This window comes from Microvirga sp. HBU67558 (assembly GCF_018069605.1).
GTDB classification, from domain to species: domain Bacteria; phylum Pseudomonadota; class Alphaproteobacteria; order Rhizobiales; family Beijerinckiaceae; genus Microvirga; species Microvirga terrae.
Genome location: NZ_JAGPUP010000228.1, coordinates 1 through 579 on the forward strand (window position 1 = coordinate 1; position 579 = coordinate 579).

Annotated in this window: 1 pseudogene; it reads right to left on the reverse strand. The window is 60.6% G+C overall.

Annotated features, from left to right (window positions below):
- A pseudogene (locus tag KBI52_RS00955) lies at positions 1 to 579 on the reverse strand (IS630 family transposase); the annotation flags it as partial.

A 579-nucleotide genomic window follows, 5' to 3' on the forward strand; every position in this document is an offset into this window, starting at 1 on the left:
CTCGATCAGCCGGATCATCTCGACCGTGTTCTTCTTCTCGCTGTAGACATGAGTGACCTGGTTCGTCGACAGTTCCAGGGCAGCCGTGAGGATCAGCGTGCCGCGGGCCCTCTGCCGCGCCGGAACGATGCGGATCATCCCGGGAGGTGTCAGGGCTTTGCCGCCATGCAGCCTCACAATGAACGGCCCATACTCATCAATCGAGAAGAAGGCTTCGTCAGCTTGAAGCGAGGCGAGGGTCGAGCGCAGGGTCCGCACCTTCTCTGAGTAATTCGGGTCCGTCGATGTGAGCACCCTGCGCGCTCTGAGCCAGCGCCAGCCTGCCTGCTTCGTGATCTTGCGGATCGTATCCCGGCACGCAGAGTTCCCCTTCTCGGCAAGAACCTGCTGCAACGTGCCCATAGTCCAGGCCGTCCGGTTGATACCGTAGTTGAGCGGCGGCCCATGCAGGATAGTGAAGATCAGGCTCTTCAGGGGCTCGCTGTTGACCTTGTCGCGTGTTGGAGGATGCGGTGCGAACAGGGCTGAGGCTCCGCCCCGTTCATAGAGCTGGCAATAGCTGCGATAGGTTTTCTTCTC